Genomic DNA, 16,948 nt, shown 5'->3' with positions numbered 1-16,948 from the left:
GCTAGCTTAGCGACAACTGCATATGGGTGGTACGCCAAAGGGGATCCTGTTCGATATCGATTATCTCGAACCCCTGGCGCTCCCAGAAGCTGATCGCCCCCGGCAGGAACGGATGAGTATGCAGGTACAGCAGCTCGACCCCGGCGTTCACCGCGCATTCGCGCAACGCCTGGAACAGCGCCTGAGCAAGACCACAGCGGCGATAGTCCGGCAGGACGAACAACCTGACGATCTCCACCGTTTTCACCCCGCGATAATCGAGTTGGGCAAAGCGCTGGTCGTAAGGCAGATAGCCAATGGCTGCGACCAACCGGCCTTGATCACGGGCAATGAGAAATTGCCCTTCGCCGTGCAGATAGGTCTCGGCGAACCTGGCCAGATCGGTGGGCAGTGGCGCACTGCTGAGCATCGGGAACAGCTCGCGGCGCGCCTGATTGACGAAGGCCACCACCTCCTCGACAGACGCCGGCTGCGGCGCGTGGATTTTCCAGCTAGGCATGACTCAGAGGACCTTGCAGACAAATTGCAGGTCATCATACGCGAACACCGAGTGCGTCCTTAGGTACAGCTGATAGGCCTGCTCCATCTGCGCCGCATCCTGGCCATCTTCGAAGTACGCCTCGACCATTTCCTGCGGGCGATGCAGCCGTGCTTTGTTCAGCACGTAGCGTTCGGCGATGTCGTCGTTGTTTCGGTACTGCACCCTGCCGTTACGCAGGATGTTGCGCAGCAGATTCCATTCGTAGAAATAAATGCCGTCCAGTTCATAGAAATTCAGGAACGGCAGGTTGTGCAGCAAGACGAAGTGGCTGTTGCTCGCATGAGCGGCACCAAGACCTAGCTGGGTAAGCTTTTGGCGAATGCTGGGTTCGCCAAGGTTTTCCCTGAGCACCGCCAGCTGCCTGTCAAAACCATTACGAAACGCAGGATTAGCCATCAATCGACACTGTTCGGAGAAGTACACCGGCAGCTCGGACACCTTGTACTTGACCTGAATGAAGTAATACATGTCCTCTTCCAGATCCTGCAAAACCAGATCGATGTCATAGCCCAATACCTTTGCCCCGGTCTCGGCCTTGAATCCCGCATGGATGGCGTAGCGCGGATCATCAAGGTCACGCAGGTAATTGAGGACATAATCGACCTCAAAGCGCTTACCCAGATCACCGGCAAAGCGTTTGTGCAGCAGCTGGCCGATCAGCTTTTTCACGCCATACTTGAGTTTCACCGGCCCTCGCTGATACTGCTCACCGCGTAACTCGACGAAGCTGTTGGCGCTGTCAAGGGTGGCGTGGCGACCCTGCAGACAGCCGTTGATCAAGTCCAGCGTCGCAGCGCTCACATGCTGGCGAATCTCCTGAACCGGCGTAGAGGCTCGCCCCAACATCGCATTGAGCTCCAGGTGCGCAGCAAAATAGACCACCTCGCGCATCAAGCCATACTGCGGGTCAGCCTGCATCGATGGCGATACGTAATCGACATGCAGGGACAGGCACTTGTCCATCACCACGTTGATCAGCTGCTGCTTCAATGGTGCAGGCAGGTACTTGCGCAGCTGCAGCACCTGAGCGACATCCATCAGCATGCGCATGTCGCTGAACTTGGTGTTTTCCTCAGTGATCTCAGAAAGCCAATAGGCCTTCAGACGGCGTTGCAGTTCAAGGGTCGGGGTGATGTACAGCACCTTGCCGCGCAACTGGGCTTGCATCATGCCGTGGGCGATCAAAAAGTACAGCTCGCTCACATAGTAGGAAAGCCACAAGCCACCATTACGCAAGATAGCCAGGTTATGTTCCTCACGCAGTTCCAGGCTTTCGGCGACCCGGTTGCAGGTGTACTCGAGCTTGGCGAAGGTATGCGCCTTTCGCACCTGATCAAGGCCCTGGCGCTGCTCGGGGCTCAAGGCCTGCGGGTCAATATTGACATGGACCAGCGAGAAGTACTTTTCTACCTCGACAATGTACCTTTCGAGCACGTGCTGGTCGGCGACCGAGTGATCCTCGAACAGCGTGGCAGGTAGCGATTGCCTGGCGGCTCGCAGCCCGTGCAGCAGCTTTTCCAGCACAAGCCCCGCCACTTGCTCGGCGCAGATCAGCCGACGCAGGCAGGGCACCTGGTACAACAACCGGGTCGACCAGCGTATCGCCGGACGCGCAGCCGTCATCGCGTCAAGTTGCTTCATCGGGTTGTGGAGAAAGTCCAGCAACGGCCGCTCGACATTTTCATACTTCACCTGAGTTCACTTCTCCTTTGGGCCGAAGTAACAGCGGTCGAGGCTGCCTTTGCCGAAGTAGCGCTCGTACTCCTGCACAGCATACAGATCCATCATGCCGGCAATGTAGTCGGTGACCAGGCGCTTGCTATCGCCCTTCACGCAGCGCAACTCTGGAGGCAGGAGCATGTTGTCCTTGTTGTAGGTCTTGTCGGTGTATACCTCGAACAGCTTGCGGATGACCTGCTCGCCACGCTTTTCGTAGAGCTGGACATCCTTCTTGCGCAAGATGGCTTTGAACAGCAGTTTCTTCAGGCCTTCGGCCAGCTTGGCGTGCTGCTTGTAGCCCAGCTTGCCGCCGACCAGGCCGATGTCTTCGCAGAGGATATTGACGATCTTGGAGGTCAGTTCCTTTTTCAGCACCATCGCGTACTCTTCCGACGAGCCCGAGCGATGGGCTTGCATGGCATCTTTCACGACCTCGTCCGCCAGGTCCTGAAACGTGCTGTAGGCGCCGCAGAAGTCTTCGCTGATCTTGAACTCGTGCAAGATCTCGCCAAGGCTGATCAACCCGAAACTCAAGGCATCTTCCAGATCATGCGCGGCGTAGGCGATCTCGTCGGCCAGGTCCATGATTTCGGCATCGATGCTTTTGACGATCTGCACATCGTGCTTGGCCAGCTCGCCAGTCAAAAACGCATGATCGTCGTCATAGAGAAATTTCTTCGGGTCGTCTTGGCGCAGATGGAAGTACTTGGTCACCCCCATCAGGGTGCGCACATTCAGGTTCAATCCGTCGTAGGCATGGTGCTTGCGCTCCAAGGTGCGCAGGATGCGAAACGCCTGGGCGTTGCCTTCATAGCCGCCGCAGCTCTGGCACAGCTCATTGAGCACGGTTTCACCGTGATGGCCAAACGGCGGGTTGCCGATATCGTGGGCAAGCGCTGCGGCTTCGGCAACCACCGTGTCCTTGAGCTCCAGGTCGCTGGCGATCGAGCGGGCGATCTGCGCGACCTCAAGGCTGTGGGTCAAGCGATTGCGATTGAAGCGCCCGGCGTCGATCCACAGCAGCTGCATCTTGCCTTGCAGGCGACGGAACGACGAAGAATAGAGAATCCTTGCATAGTCGCGCATCAGACCCTGGCGACCGCCAGAACGGCCATCGTTGTGTGAAACCACCCGGTATTCCAGCCGCGATACCCGCTGTTCCTGCTCGCGGGCATAGTCTTTGACATCTTTCTCGTACATGGGCTCATCCTTAGCTAATCAATCAAACCGTAGCGTGCCAATCACGCTGGCATGCGAAAAGGCAGCCGCGATGCATCACAGGCGGCCACATCACGTTCGAACTGCGCTTGGCTGTAATCGCGTGGGTAGTAGGAAAAACACTTCAGATCAAAGTAGTCGGTTTGCGTCATGTAGCGCCTGGACAATGCCAGGCTCTCAAGCTCGGCCTGCTCGGAACTGAGCTCAGCGCTCAGGTGCATCTGGGTCACGCCACCAGCCTGGGCACTGGCAGGGTCAACCGGCGATGCGCCGAGCACACGCAACTCTTGTAGAAAATCTGCGCAATGGCTGTTCGGCCCATAGACCACCACCGGCCCCACCGACAGGCCTTTGAAGTACTGGGCATGGGCATCCAGCCAGCGCCGCGTTTCATCCAGCGTGCGCGCCGTTTCACCGGCATACAGCAGCACGTTGAGCTTGACCCAGATGCCGTGGCTGGCGCAGGTTTCGAGCAGCTCGCTGGCTGCGTCGAGATAGCGCTTTGGCTCCGGAGCCTTGTTCATGTGCCTGAGCTGCTGCAGCGAAGCCGACTCAAGCCCCAGGTCGATCACTTTCATGCCCGCGGACGCCAGAGCGGCCACGGCGTTGGGCTTGACGCTGTCGACCCGGCTTTCGCAGCGCCAGGCGACATCGATGCCCGCGCGTTGTACCTGCTCGGCAAGCCGCTCGGCCCAGCTTCGCTTGGGCACCAAGTAGGATGATTGAAAGTACGGGCGCACCGTTTGATCACCATAGTCGGCGATGATGCGTTGCAGCTCCTTGACGATCAGCGCTGGCGCCTTGAGGTCTTCCAGGGGTATCGCTCGCTCTTCGCAGAACGCGCAGCCGCGGCCACAGCCGCGAGAGGTTTCAATGCTTGGCTGGTAGCGTGCGTAGCCCTCGACCAGGCGATGATTCAGCCCGCAATCAGCGGGCGCCTGCCAACGCCCCTGGAAGTCCAGCAGCTCGGACAGGAGCGGCTCGCCCACCCCCTGAACGATCAGATCCGCGTGCGGCAGCAATCCCTCCAGCCAAGCCTTGTCCGGACCTGTAACCCAGCGTCCACCGACCACAATCCGTGCACCCCGGTCGGCACGCTTGACTGCCTCACAGAAAAGACGCGACCACTGCAGGGCATAGAAACTTGGGATCGACAGCAGCACCTGGGTATCAGCACTGATCCGTCCCTGCTGGTACAGGCGCTGTACCAGCGCCAAGGGGTGTTCATGCTCGCCATGCACCATCAGCGTATCCAGGCCATTGACTTCACACAGCGTGGCCAAGCCCAGGGCACCGTAGTTCAAGTACAGTTGCCGTCGCGCCAACGGGTGATCGCGTTTTTTTGGCTGCAGCAGGCCGGCAGAAACAAACAGCACAGAGCGCTGGCGGCCCTGTCTGGCAATCAGCCGCGCACCGTCAGCGCCACCGAGAATGGTTTGCTTCATGCTTCGGTGCCGCACCATTCACAGGTGTCATCGAGCACGCAGTCGCTGGCGCCTTCGACTACAAGAATTTGCCGGTTTGGCCCTGACTGCTCGTCCTCGCGAATGCACGCCTCGCACAGTATGACCATCGGATACTGCTCCGATGTCCGATCAGCAAGCATGTCGCCCTGCACCATGCACCTTTTCATCGCGTCTCTCCCCGATTGCCAAAGAGGGCCTAACCCCCTGATTCCGGCCTATTCAGGTGGATACGGGCAGGTCGTGTCAAAAACCATGCGTTTAATCCAAGCCGAAAAAAAGGCCTGATTCCGACAGCCTGGCGTGTGCTGCTAGCGAGGAAAAAACCGGTAAACTGGCCGCCTCTCCCGCGCCCAAGGCCTGCCTGTCGATGATCCGCCTGCCCAAACTGCTGCTGCCCCTGCTCCTGCTCGGCGCCCTCGCCGCTTGCGACCAGAAACCGACTCGTGAAGCGCAGATCCTTGCCAAGCTGCCACTGCAGGAGGCCTATGAGCACAACATCGGGCGCATGGCCGCGTTGCTCGCCATGACCCATCCGCAGGTGCCGCAAGAGCAGATCAAGGTCGTGCTGCGCAAACACCTGACCGTCGAAGACCAACGCAACGACCTGTTCAAGCTGTACAGCGAAAAGAACTTCAGCGATGCCGAGTTCGACACCATCGTCCAGGCCACCCAGGATCCAGCCAAGGCCAAGGCACTGGGGGAAACTGCCGAGGGCAAGCGGCTGAGCGAGAAGCTCACCGGGCTGATGCGCGAAAGTGCCCGGGATGAAAAGGTCCAAGCGCTGGCGCAGGAGCGCATGCAGCAAGTGGAAGATGAATTGAACCAGAGCCAGTGACTTCGGAGCTCTCTGGAAACCGCTGCTCACGCGCCCCATCAGTTTTTTCTTGTTTCACCGTCCACGTAGCTGCGATGGCGCAGAGCGAGTAAGGTTATTGCTCGCTCTGCCTGTCAGTGAGGTCAGGATTGCCACACGCCAAAAAAGGACTGCGCCTGGATCTGCGCACACTCATCCTCGTGCTCTCGGCGCTTACCGCCGTGCTCATGTTGCTGACCAGTTACTTCGCCAGCTACAGGGTGCAGCGCCAGCTGTTGATCGACCACTCACTGGAGTCCAACCGGGTGTATGCCGCAAAGCTTGCGGCGATTACCGACACCTTCCTGGGCAATGGCCTACAACAGCTGAGTTTCAGCGCCGGGGTTCAAGCGTTGCAACTGAACCACCAGGCAGCGCTGCTGGAAGAAACCGAACGTTTGCTGCGCCAAAGCAGCGCCTTCAACTCAACGTTCGTCATCGATGCCCAAGGCGTGCTGCGCGCGGTTTCGCCCGCCTCACTGCGCCACTTGCTCGGCTCCAAGGTTCATTCTCCAGGCTCGCAAGAGGCATTGCGTGAACGCCGGGCGCTGGTCTCCACGCCGTTCCTGTCATCCGCCAACAATCTGGTGGTGGCGCTGTCGCAGCCGATGTTCGACAGCCAGGGCAATTACCTGGGCTATGTCGGCGGCAGCCTGTACCTGCGCGAGCACAACATTCTCAATAGCTTGCTCGGCCGGCACTATTACCAGGACGGCTCCTACCTGTATGTCGTCGACCGCAACCGGCGCCTGCTCTATCACCCTGATGCGCAGCGGGTGGGCACGGTAGTCAACGGCAATGAACTGATCGATCAGCTCGCCACCCTCAAGGACGGTACCCGTCAGCTGACTAACAGCGTCGGCGTGCAGATGCTGGCCGGTTTTGCCACAGTGCCCAGCACTGGTTGGGGCGTGGTGGCGCAACAGCCGTTGGCGCAAACCATAGCGCCGCTGCGCCAGCTGATCCTCAATGTGATCTTTATCTCTGTCCCGCTGGCGCTGGTCGGCAGCCTGTTGCTGTGGTGGCTGGCGCTGACCATCACCCGCCCGCTGTGGCAGTTGGCCGCCGGCGCGCGGGCACTGGACCGCGCCGAAACCGCAGAGCGGCTGCACCGGGTCAAGGCTTGGTACTTCGAAGCTGCCGAGCTCAAGCGCGCCTTATTGTTTGGCCTCAATCTGCTCCAAGAGCGCATCGGCCGACTCAACCGCGACGTCCAAACCGACCCGCTGACCGGGCTGGGCAACCGCCGCAGCCTGGAGTTCAGCTTGTCGCTGCTGGAGGCTGAGGGGCGTGATTTCTCGGTCATCGTGATGGATGTCGACCACTTCAAACGGATCAACGATGGTTTTGGCCACGATGTTGGCGATCAGGTGCTGCGCCGCTTGGCCGAGCTGATGCGCCGCTGCTGCCGCGAAGGTGATGTGCTGTGCCGCACAGGCGGTGAAGAGTTCCTGATACTGCTGCCCGGCGCGCCGCTGGAAATCGCCAGTACCGTCGCCCAGCGGTTGCGAATCTGCGTACAAGACAGCGCAATTGCACCCGTTGGCGGGGTGACCGTTTCGCTGGGTGTGGCGCAGTGGCAGGCCAGTGGCGCTGAGCAACCTGCAACTACCCTAAGCAAGGCCGATCGAGCGCTTTACGCAGCCAAACGTGCTGGGCGAAATCAGGTGAGCGTAAGTCAAGCTGGCGACTGACCACGGCGCAGCACAATGTAACAAGGCTTGTCTTAATACTGTCATGTTTCCTTCATAGGATTGTCCCTGATCTGACATTTTCAGCGCGCCGCCCGAGCGGCGCATCTCAGGGATGAACTGCACCATGCGTCGTGTCGTATTCAATCAGAAAGGTGGCGTCGGCAAGTCCAGCATCGCCTGCAACCTGGCTGCGGCCAGCGCTGGCGAAGGTTACCGGACGTTGCTGGTCGATCTCGACCCCCAGGCCAATGCCACCTACTACCTGACCGGGCTGGCCAACGACGACATTCCAGCCGGCATCGCCGACTTCTTCCGCCAAACCTTGTGCGCCACGCCAGAAGGCAAGAAGAACCGCGTCGCGATCACCGAAACGCGCTACGCCAACCTGCACCTGATCACCGCCAGCCCTGACCTTGCCGAGCTACAGAGCAAGCTTGAGAGCAAGTACAAGATCAACAAGCTGCGCAAGTTGCTGGTGGCGCTGTCAGAGGACTACGAGCGGATCTACATCGACACCCCGCCTGCGCTTAACTTCTACACCTTCAGCGCCATGCTGGCGGCCGAGCGGCTACTGATCCCGTTCGACTGCGACAGCTTCTCGCGCCAGGCGCTGCTCAGCGTCATGGCCGAGGTTGAGGAGCTGCGCCAGGACCACAACGCCGCGTTGCACGTCGAAGGGATCGTGGTCAACCAGTTCGCCGCACGCACGGCGTTGCACCAGACGCTGGTCGACCAGCTGCGCGCTGAAGGCCTGCCGGTGCTGCCGGTGTACTTGAGCACTACGATCAAGATGCGTGAGTCGCACCAGGCCTCAGTGCCATTGGTGCACCTGGCGCCGGGGCACAAGTTGTCGCGCGAGTTCGTCGATTTGCTGGATGTGCTGGAGCGGGCCGCCTGATGGATTGATCCGCGCTTGTCCCGCGATTGGGCCAGCGCAGGCAGCGCAGCAACTGCGACAATCGACCACATCCATTGCAGCGCCCATAGAATCCACCCAAGTGGTAGATTCCTCGCCATGAAAACCACCCGCCAGACGCGTTCGCTGACTGCCTGGGCGCTGTATGCCAGCGTTCTGTTCAGCCTATTGCTGTGTGGCCTGCACCACGGCCAGATGAGCGGATTGCGCCTGGCTGGGCTGGAAGGTGGATTCTGCTCGATCACAAGCGAACATGGCCCGGCCATCGACCTGGATCACGCCGGCGGCGATCAGCACATGGCCCAGCTCGACTGCCCGGTGTGCTCCTCGTTCGCCCTCGCCGTGCCGCTGACCAGCAGCGGCTGGTCGTTCAGCCGAGTGCAGGGCAATGCCCCTTCACCCATCGTCGTGCGCAGCTGGGCACAACCGCCACCGCGCTACCTACGCCCTGCCATCAACCCCCGCGCCTCCCCCGCCGTGTTCCCCGCAGCTGCAACCTTCGTCTGACCCCGTTCGGGTACGCTTGCCCGTGCGCGTGCGGTCAGCCATGACCTTTGCGTGGAACCTACAACAACATGATCCGTAATACCTCCCTGGTGCTTCTGGCAAGCACCTGCACCGTCGCCTGGGCGGACCACTCGCCCGTTGAACTCAGCGCCACCACCATCGATGCCGAGCGCGCCGCGCCTTCCGGGGTGCAACTGGACGAGCCGATCCGCACCGGTTCCAAGCTGGGCCTGACCGCCCGGCAAACGCCGGCCTCGGTGAGTGTCTCGGACCGGCGCGTGATCGAAGAGCGTGGTGCCAAGGACACCCAGGACGTGATCAACACCATGACCGGCGTGAACGCCTCGGCCAACCCCGGTTACGGCGGTTTCGTCGCCTACCGCGGCTTTACCCAGAACCAGGTCACTCAGCTCTACAACGGCATCAACCTGGGCTACAGCAGCGCCACCCGGCCGGTGGACGCCTGGGTGATCGACCGGGTCGAGCTGATCGGCGGGCCGTCATCGTTCCTGCATGGCGCAGGCGCCGTGGGCGGCTCGATCAACTACATCACCAAGCTGGCCAGCCGCGATGAGCAGATCATCGATGGGCGGATTCGCTATGGCAGCTTCGATGAGGCGGAAGTCGCTTTTGGCATCAATCAGGCGCTGGCCAGCAACCCGGCAGACGCCCATCACTTCCTGCGCCTGGATTTCAGCCGTGGCCACAGCAACGGCTACATCGACCGCAATGAGCGCGACACCGACAGCCTGGCGATCTCCCTGCTCAGCGACCTGACCCCTAACCTGACCCACACCCTCGCCTTCGAGTACCAGCAGGACAAGGAACGCAGCCCCTACTGGGGCACGCCGATTCTGCCAGGTCGCAGCACCATGAAGATCGACAACAGCCGCCGCTTCGAGAACTACAACGTCGCCGACGGGCGCTATGAGCAGCGTGTGCGCTGGCTGCGTTCGATCCTCGACTATCAGATCAGCGACAGCACCAGCGTGCAGAACACCCTTTATCACTACGACGCCCAACGCGACTACCGCAACCTCGAGCGCTACAGCTACAACGCAGACGGCAACGTACTGCGCTCAAGCCCTTATCTACAGCGCCACGAGCAAACCGTGCTAGGCGATCGTATCGAACTGCGGCACGACAACAGCCTGTTCGGCCTGGCCAGCCAATGGGCAGTTGGTCTGGACTACTCACGCATGCGCCAGGACCTCTACCCAACCTCCGGCAGCTGGAGTGATGTGGTCGACCCGGACCACTTCGACCCCGGCAGCTTCGAGGATATTCCTGGGGTCAACGCCGGCTTGGCCAAACAGCGTCACCACCAGGTCACCAACCGCGCCCTGTTCGCCGAGAACCGTCTGCAACTGACCGATCGCCTGGCCCTGCTGACTGGCCTGCGTTACGACTACCTGGATATGCAGGTAACCAACTATGGCGCCGTCACGCCAACCAGCCCGGCCTACTTCGAACGCCGCTGGGAGCCACTGAGCGGGCGCATTGGCCTGACCTACGAACTGACCCCAAGCGCCAGCGTCTACGTGCAGTACAGCACCGCCGCCGACCTGCCGGCCGGTTCACTGGCCGGGGCGACCTATTCCAACGTCGGTCTGTTCGACCTGTCCAAAGGCGAGCAATGGGAAGCGGGCAGCAAGTTCGACTTCCTCGACGGGCGCGGCGCGGCAACCGTGGCGCTGTACCAGATCGTGCGCAAGGACTTTGCCGTGCGCGACTCGAGCAATCCCAACCTGACCGTGCAAGCTGGCCAACAGACCTCGCGTGGCATCGAGTTGTCCGGCCGCTTGCAAGTTACGCCCAAGCTGCTCGCCGAGGCCAACTATGCCTATGTCGATGCGCAGTACGATGAGTTCAACGAAGCGGTCAACCGCGTGTCGGTCTCGCGCAAAGGCAACGCGCCAGTAAACGTGCCGGCCAACGTTGCCAACCTGTGGCTGACCTACAGCTTCAGTCCGGCGTGGTCGGCCGGGGTGGATGGCCGCTATGTCGACTCGGTGTATGCCGATAACGCCAACACCCTCAAGGCGCCGGCCTACACCTTGTTCGGCGCGTTTGCCCGCTACCGCCTGGATGAGCACACGGCGATCACTGCGCGGGTGCGCAACCTGACCGATGAGGTGTATGCCAAGCAGGCCTATGGCTTGCAGTACTACATGGGTGCGCCGCGCACATTCGAGGTGGCGATGGATATGCGTTTCTGAGTGCTGGTTGTTGGTAGGGTTTCATCTGCCCTCATCGCGGGACCAGCTGTTATGGGGCTGCTGTGCAGCCCTTCGCGGCGGTTCGGCGCCCCGACAAGACCGCTCCCACAGGTACCGCGCTGGCTTGGAGGTCAACGGGGTGCCTGTAGGAGCCGGCTTGCCCGCGAAGAGGCCCGTGTTGCCACCACCACACCTGCTGCCCGTCATCCGCGCTGGGCTGCAACCAGCAACATCATTGGCCGCTCCAGCTCTTCGGCCAGCGCCGGCATGGCCAGGACCTGTTCACTGCTGGGGGCGAATTCCTCTATCCGGCTGATCTGGAACCCCGTTTCGATCAGGGCATTGAGGGTACTGGCCAGGGTCCTGTGGTACTTCAGCACGCCTTTGGCGAACCAGTCGGTACGCCGCTCGCCCTCTTGCGCGTAGCCATTGACCGGCCAGGTCTTGCGCCCGTCTTGGTCAAGGCTGAAATGCGCATGCGCGGCAGCCATGTAGATCGGGTGGTCACAGGTAAACACCAGGTGCCCATCCGGGGTGAGGGACTGGTAGAGGGTGCGCAGCAAGCGGGCGAAGTCCTCGATGTAGTGGAAGGTCAGCGCGCTGTAGGCCAGCTCGAATGCGGCAGGCGGCAATTGCAGCGTTTCCAGATCGGCAATGCGGTACTCGATAGCCCTGTCCTGGGTGTCACGACGGGCTCGCTCGATCATATTGTTTGAAATGTCCAAGCCCAGCACCGAAGCCGCACCATGCTCACGCAACCAGCGCGAGGCCCAGCCAAAGCCGCAACCCAGGTCGACCACCCGCTTGCCGCCAAGCTCAGGCAGCAAAGCGCGGATCGCCGGCCACTCAGGTGCACCGTCCAGGCCGAGCACCTGACGCGGCAATTGACTGTAACCTGCGAAGAAATCGGCGTTATCGTAGATGTTCTGCGCCATGAACCTGCTCCGTGCTGGTGGAAGGCAAACTCTAGCGCATTTTCGCCACGGCTCGGTCTAGCACGCTCTGCTGCCTGGTGCGCGACCGCTAGCCAGCCTCGGCCACCGCACCAATGAAGTTGGCCAACTCCGGCGTCTGCGGCGCGGCGAACACCTCGCGTGGATTGCCCATTTCATGCACCTTGCCCTGGTGCATGAACACCAGTTTGTCCCCCACCTCGCGGGCAAAGCGCATCTCATGGGTGACCATGATCAAGGTCATGCCCTCCTTGGCCAGCTGACGCACTACGCCGAGCACTTCGTTGACCAATTCTGGGTCGAGCGCCGAGGTGATCTCGTCGCACAGCAGCACTTTGGGCGACATCGCCAAGGCGCGGGCGATCGCCACGCGCTGCTGCTGGCCACCCGACAAACGATCCGGGTAGGCATCGAACTTCTCCCCCAGACCGACCCGTTCGAGCATCTGTCGAGCCAGTTGCCGGGCCTCGGCCTTGCTGGTCTTTTTCACCACTTGCGGCGCCAGCATGACGTTTTCGCCCACAGTCAGATGCGGGAACAGGTTGAACTGCTGGAACACCATACCGACCTTCTGGCGCAACGAGCGCAGGTCGGCGCGGGCGGCATCGAGGTATTCGCCATCAACCTCGATCACCCCATCGCTGATCGACTCCAGGCCATTGAGGGTGCGCAGGAAGGTGCTCTTGCCAGAGCCGCTGCGGCCGATGATGGCAACCACCTCGCCTTCCTCGATGCTCAGGTCGACGCCCTTGAGCACATGGTTGTCGCCGTAGTACTTGTGCAGCGCGGACACTCTAAGCAGGGGCATGCAGCCTCCTTTCCAGATAACGGGCGCTCAGCGAGAGCGGATAACACAGGATGAAGTAACCCAAGGCCACCAGGCCGTAGGTCAGGAACGGTTCGAAGGTGGCGTTGGCCAGCATGCCGCCGGTCTTGGTCAGCTCGGTGAAGCCGATGATCGAGGTCACCGCCGTGCCCTTGACCACCTGCACCGAGAAACCCACCGTCGGCGCAATGGCAATGCGCAAGGCCTGCGGCAGGATCACATGGCGCAATTGTTCAAGCCGGTTTAACGCCAGGCTGCCCGAGGCCTCCCACTGCCCACGCGGGATCGATTCGACGCAGCCGCGCCAGATCTCGGCAAGAAACGCACTGGTGAACAAGGTCAGGGCAATCGCTGCGGCCATCCAGGCTGAAACGTCGATACCGAACAGGGCGATGCCAAAGAACACCATGAACAGCTGCATCAGCAGTGGCGTGCCCTGGAACAATTCGATATAGCCCCTGGCCAGACCGCGCAAGAAGCCGTTATCGGAGATCCGCGCCACCAGCAATAACAGTCCGGCGATCCCGCCGCAGACAAACGCCACCAGCGACAGCAGCACTGTCCACTGCAAGCCGATCAGCAGGTTGCGCACGATGTCCCACAAGGTGAAATCCATTCAGCGTCTCCCCATCAGCAAGCGCTGACCGAGCCAGGCCAGCAATTGGCGCACGACAATCGCCATGACCAGGTACAGCAGCGTGGTCAGCAGGTAAGTCTCGAAGGCGCGAAAGTTGCGCGACTGGATGAAGTTGGCGGCAAACGACAGCTCTTCGGTGGCGATCTGCGAACACACCGCCGAGCCGAGCATGACGATCACGATCTGACTGCTCAGCGCTGGCCAAACCTTGGCCAGCGCGGGCTGCAGCACCACATGGCGGAACGCTTCGAAGCGGCTCATGGCCAGTGCCGCGGCCGCTTCCAGCTGGCCCTTGGGGATTGCCACGATACCTGCGCGGATGATCTCGGTGGAGTAGGCACCCAGGTTGATCACCATCGCCAGCACCGCTGCCTGCCATTCCGTCAGGCGTACGCCCAGCGCCGGCAGGCCGAAGAAAATGAAGAACAATTGCACAATGAACGGCGTGTTGCGGATCAGCTCCACATACATCCCAAACAGTGCATCGAACGGCCGCAGCCGCCAGGCGCGCACCACCGCGCCAAGCACCCCGATGGCCAGCCCGAGCACGGTGCCGACCACGGTCAGTTGCAGGGTGAACAGCGCCCCTTTGAGCAACAGGTCGGCCTGGGCCAAGACCGGGGCGAAATCAAATTGGTAAGCCATCGATCAACCACTCCAGGCGCCGCTCAAAGATCGGCCGGCAGTGGCTGCTTGAGCCATTTCTCGGCATTGCGATTGAGGCTGCCATCGGCCTTGGCCGCATCCAGGGTGGCGTTGACCTTGTCCAACAGCGCCGGCTCTTGCTTGGCCAGGCCGACATACACCGGCGAGTCCTTGAGCTTGACCTTCATTACCGGCACTTTGGCCGGGTTCTTCTCAGCGATCGCCGACATCACCACGCTGCCGCTGGCGATCAGCTCGACCTGGCCGGCCAGGTAAGCGGCAATCGTCGAGTTGTTGTCCTCGAAGCGCTTGATGGTGGCGCCCTTGGGGGCCACGGCGGAGAGCTCCATGTCTTCGATCGAGCCACGGGTGACGCTGATGGTCTTGCCGGCAATGGCCTCGATGCCGTCGATGTTCGCCTCGGCCGGCCCGAACACGGCCAGGTAGAACGGCGCATACGGCCGGGAGAAATCGATCACTGCAGCGCGCTCGGGGTTCTTGCCCAGGCTTGAGATGACCAGGTCGACCTTGCCGGTGGTGAGGAACGGAATACGGTTGGTGCTGTTGACCGGGGTCAGCGCCAGCTTGACGCCCAGTTTGTCAGCCAGCAGCTGCGCGGTGTCGATGTCCAGGCCGCGCGGCTTGAGGTCTGGGCCTACCGAGCCGAATGGCGGAAAGTCTTGCGGCACGGCCACTTTCAGCACGCCACGGGCGGTGATGTCAGCGAGGGCGTCGGCCTGGGCCTGGGTCACAGCCAGGGCACTGGCGCAGAACAGGGAAGCCAGGAACAGGGAGCGGAAGGTGGTCATGCAATAGCCTCGCGTGGGTCCGGGGTGATCAGTCCGGATGAGCAGTGCACGGGGCATGCCAGAATGAAGAAAAACCAGTTGAAACACGCAAAAGCCGCGGCGCGACACGGTCTTACTGGTCTGAACAGTTGCACCGTCATACGCCCTATCGGCGTCAGCGGACGCCCCGCATTCGTGCAACCGGCACAGCCTTTGCGCCAGGCCGGGGCAAGGCTTGCCAGCGCGCCTCAGAGCCCGTAAAAGGATCGGACATCGCCCCTACCGGTCTGAACAGCATGCTCGACACCCTCCCCCGCGCCGTCCCGGAGATCGCCCTGCAGGCGATCCGCAAACTGATCGAGGACGGCGGCTACCTGCCTGGCGACGCCCTGCCCTCGCAGCGCGATCTCTCCGAGCAGCTGGGGGTGAGCCGCGCGTCCTTGCGCGAGGCCTTGTCATCGCTGAGTGCCTTGGGCTTGGTCAGTGTCCAGCCGGGCAAGGGCGTCTTCGTTCAGGAACCTGCACCGCAGACGCCAACTGGCTTTAGCTGGCCCTATGCCGAACAGGTCTCGGCCGCCGATACCTTCCAGTTGCGTTATGCCCTGGAAGGCTTCGCTGCCGGGCAAGCAGCGCTGAACCTGACCGCCGATGACATCGACCGCCTGCAAGACAATGTCGACGCCATGCGCCAGGAGTTACGCGCAGGCAATTTCGAAGCAGCGGCGCGGCTTGATTTCGCCTTTCACCAGGCGCTGCTGCAGGCCAGCGGCAACCGCGCGATGCTGCATGTGATCACCGCCAGCCAGGATATTTTCCTGGAAAGCCAGAAGCTGCCGTTCATACGGCCTGAGCGTGCGATGGAGACCTGGCAGGAGCACAACAAGATCCTGCGCGCCCTGGCGCGACGCTCGCAGGTGGGGGCACAGCGAGCGATGCAGGAGCACATTCGCAATGCTGCGTCGCGCACCGGGGTGGTGTTTTGCGTTTAAGACAGCGGTGAGCCTGTCCCGGCCTCTTCGCGGGCAAGCCCGCTCCCACAGGGGCCGCGTGGACAGGTAGGGCTTTGCTATGCCAAGGCCTATGGCGCATGGCTCATGGCTCATGGCTCATGGCTCTGAATACACAAATGCCTAAGATCACCGCTAACCCTGTGGGAGCGGGCTTGCCCGCGAAGACGCCGGTGCTGTCACCAGAGCAGCAATGGTGGAAATAGATATCTCCACAGGGGCCGCGTAGACAGGTAGAGCTTTGCTATGCCAAGGCCTATGGCTCATGGCTCATGGCTCATGGCTCATGGCTCTGAATACACAAATGCCTAAGATCACCGCTAACCCTGTGGGAGCGGGCTTACCCGCGAAGAGGCCGGTGCTGTCACCAGAGCAGCAATGATGGAAATAGATATCTCCACAGGGGCCGCGTGGACAGGTAGAGCTTTGCTATGCCAAGGCCTATGGCGCATGGCGCTGAATACACACATGCCTAAGATCACCGCTAACCCTGTGGGAGCGGGCTTGCCCGCGAAGACGCCGGTGCTGTCGCCAGAGCAGCAATGATGGAAATAGATATCTCCACAGGGGCCGCGTGGACAGGTAGAGCTTTGCTATGCCAAGGCCTATGGCGCATGGCTCTGAATACACAAATGCCTAAGATCACCGCTAACTCTGTGGGAGCGGGCTTGCCCGCGAAGAGGCCGGTGCTGTCACCAGAGCAGCAATGATGGAAATAGATATCTCCACAGGGGCGGCGTGGACAGGTAGAGCTTTGCTATGCCAAGGCCTATGGCGCATGGCGCTGAATACACAAATGCCTAAGATCACCGCTAACCCTGTCGGAGCGGGCTTGCCCGCGAAGAGGCCGGTGCTGTCACCAGAGCAGCAATGGTGGAAATAGATATCTCAATGTCGCCCACAACCAAGCGCACCGAGCCACCTCTCGGTCTACTGGCAGCCACAATAACGATGACGCG

16 protein-coding genes are annotated in these 16,948 nt (G+C 61.2%); 6 read left to right on the top strand and 10 right to left on the bottom strand.

Annotated elements, in window-relative coordinates; translation table 11 throughout:
- Nucleotide 1: 1 nt before the first annotated feature.
- From OIU19_RS07570 to OIU19_RS07550, 5 genes are read right to left on the bottom strand one after another with little or no spacing between them, the layout of a single operon-like run.
- The gene (locus OIU19_RS07570) at nucleotides 2-499 is read right to left on the bottom strand and encodes a GNAT family N-acetyltransferase (protein WP_264234505.1); all 498 of its coding nucleotides are present in this window, start codon (nucleotides 497-499) and stop codon (nucleotides 2-4) included.
- A gap of 3 nt (nucleotides 500-502) precedes the next feature.
- Nucleotides 503-2,233 carry a hypothetical protein gene (locus OIU19_RS07565; protein ID WP_264234504.1) on the bottom strand — a complete coding sequence of 577 codons (1,731 nt, stop codon included), beginning with the start codon at nucleotides 2,231-2,233 and terminating at the stop codon, nucleotides 503-505.
- Nucleotides 2,234-2,239: 6 nt separating this feature from the next.
- Nucleotides 2,240-3,460 carry a dGTP triphosphohydrolase gene (dgt, locus tag OIU19_RS07560; protein ID WP_264234503.1) on the bottom strand — a complete coding sequence of 407 codons (1,221 nt, stop codon included), beginning with the start codon at nucleotides 3,458-3,460 and terminating at the stop codon, nucleotides 2,240-2,242.
- 41 nt (nucleotides 3,461-3,501) lie between these two features.
- Nucleotides 3,502-4,923, bottom strand: coding sequence for a radical SAM protein (locus OIU19_RS07555; protein ID WP_264234502.1), 1,422 nt, complete (start codon nucleotides 4,921-4,923; stop codon nucleotides 3,502-3,504).
- A complete protein-coding gene (locus tag OIU19_RS07550; RefSeq protein ID WP_264234501.1) occupies nucleotides 4,920-5,051 on the bottom strand; it encodes a hypothetical protein in 132 nt (43 codons plus the stop codon). Before OIU19_RS07550 ends, OIU19_RS07555 begins: the two co-directional genes overlap by 4 nt.
- 260 nt (nucleotides 5,052-5,311) lie before the next feature.
- Here OIU19_RS07550 and OIU19_RS07545 point away from each other — a divergent pair, with 260 nt between their 5' ends.
- From OIU19_RS07545 to OIU19_RS07525, 5 genes are all read left to right on the top strand, one after another.
- A complete protein-coding gene (locus OIU19_RS07545; protein ID WP_264234500.1) occupies nucleotides 5,312-5,779 on the top strand; it encodes a hypothetical protein in 468 nt (155 codons plus the stop codon).
- Between the two features lie 128 nt (nucleotides 5,780-5,907).
- Entirely contained in the window at nucleotides 5,908-7,491 is a 1,584-nt protein-coding gene (locus OIU19_RS07540) for a sensor domain-containing diguanylate cyclase (RefSeq protein WP_264234499.1), read from the top strand.
- Between the two features lie 124 nt (nucleotides 7,492-7,615).
- On the top strand, nucleotides 7,616-8,389 hold the full coding sequence (locus OIU19_RS07535; RefSeq protein ID WP_264234498.1) for a ParA family protein: 774 nt from the start codon (nucleotides 7,616-7,618) through the stop codon (nucleotides 8,387-8,389).
- 117 nt (nucleotides 8,390-8,506) lie between these two features.
- Nucleotides 8,507-8,914: a DUF2946 domain-containing protein gene (locus tag OIU19_RS07530; RefSeq protein ID WP_264234497.1), complete on the top strand. Its 408-nt coding sequence runs from the start codon at nucleotides 8,507-8,509 to the stop codon at nucleotides 8,912-8,914.
- 68 nt (nucleotides 8,915-8,982) lie between these two features.
- Nucleotides 8,983-11,133, top strand: a complete 2,151-nt coding sequence (locus OIU19_RS07525; RefSeq protein WP_264234496.1) for a TonB-dependent siderophore receptor — start codon at nucleotides 8,983-8,985, stop codon at nucleotides 11,131-11,133.
- A 203-nt stretch (nucleotides 11,134-11,336) separates the two neighbouring features.
- Here the strand turns inward: OIU19_RS07525 and OIU19_RS07520 are convergent, their stop codons facing one another.
- From OIU19_RS07520 to OIU19_RS07500, 5 genes are all read right to left on the bottom strand, one after another.
- Complete coding sequence (locus OIU19_RS07520) at nucleotides 11,337-12,068, bottom strand: bifunctional 2-polyprenyl-6-hydroxyphenol methylase/3-demethylubiquinol 3-O-methyltransferase UbiG (RefSeq protein ID WP_264234495.1); 732 nt, start codon at nucleotides 12,066-12,068, stop codon at nucleotides 11,337-11,339.
- A gap of 88 nt (nucleotides 12,069-12,156) precedes the next feature.
- A complete protein-coding gene (locus OIU19_RS07515) occupies nucleotides 12,157-12,894 on the bottom strand; it encodes an amino acid ABC transporter ATP-binding protein (protein ID WP_264234494.1) in 738 nt (245 codons plus the stop codon).
- Nucleotides 12,881-13,528 (bottom strand): amino acid ABC transporter permease, encoded by a 648-nt coding sequence (locus OIU19_RS07510; RefSeq protein WP_264234493.1) that lies wholly within the window; start codon nucleotides 13,526-13,528, stop codon nucleotides 12,881-12,883. Before OIU19_RS07510 ends, OIU19_RS07515 begins: the two co-directional genes overlap by 14 nt.
- The gene (locus OIU19_RS07505) at nucleotides 13,529-14,194 is read right to left on the bottom strand and encodes an amino acid ABC transporter permease (RefSeq protein ID WP_264234492.1); all 666 of its coding nucleotides are present in this window, start codon (nucleotides 14,192-14,194) and stop codon (nucleotides 13,529-13,531) included. It abuts the gene before it with no gap.
- Nucleotides 14,195-14,217: 23 nt separating this feature from the next.
- Nucleotides 14,218-15,003 (bottom strand): transporter substrate-binding domain-containing protein, encoded by a 786-nt coding sequence (locus tag OIU19_RS07500; protein ID WP_264234491.1) that lies wholly within the window; start codon nucleotides 15,001-15,003, stop codon nucleotides 14,218-14,220.
- 275 nt (nucleotides 15,004-15,278) lie between these two features.
- Here OIU19_RS07500 and OIU19_RS07495 point away from each other — a divergent pair, with 275 nt between their 5' ends.
- On the top strand, nucleotides 15,279-15,971 hold the full coding sequence (locus OIU19_RS07495) for a FadR/GntR family transcriptional regulator (RefSeq protein WP_264234490.1): 693 nt from the start codon (nucleotides 15,279-15,281) through the stop codon (nucleotides 15,969-15,971).
- Nucleotides 15,972-16,948: the final 977 nt, after the last annotated feature.

It is taken from the genome of Pseudomonas sp. BT-42-2 (genome assembly GCF_025847435.2).
GTDB classification, from domain to species: Bacteria; Pseudomonadota; Gammaproteobacteria; order Pseudomonadales; family Pseudomonadaceae; genus Aquipseudomonas; species Aquipseudomonas urmiensis.
Note: the sequence above shows the minus strand (reverse complement) of the source record. Positions and strands in the feature narration are given on the sequence as shown.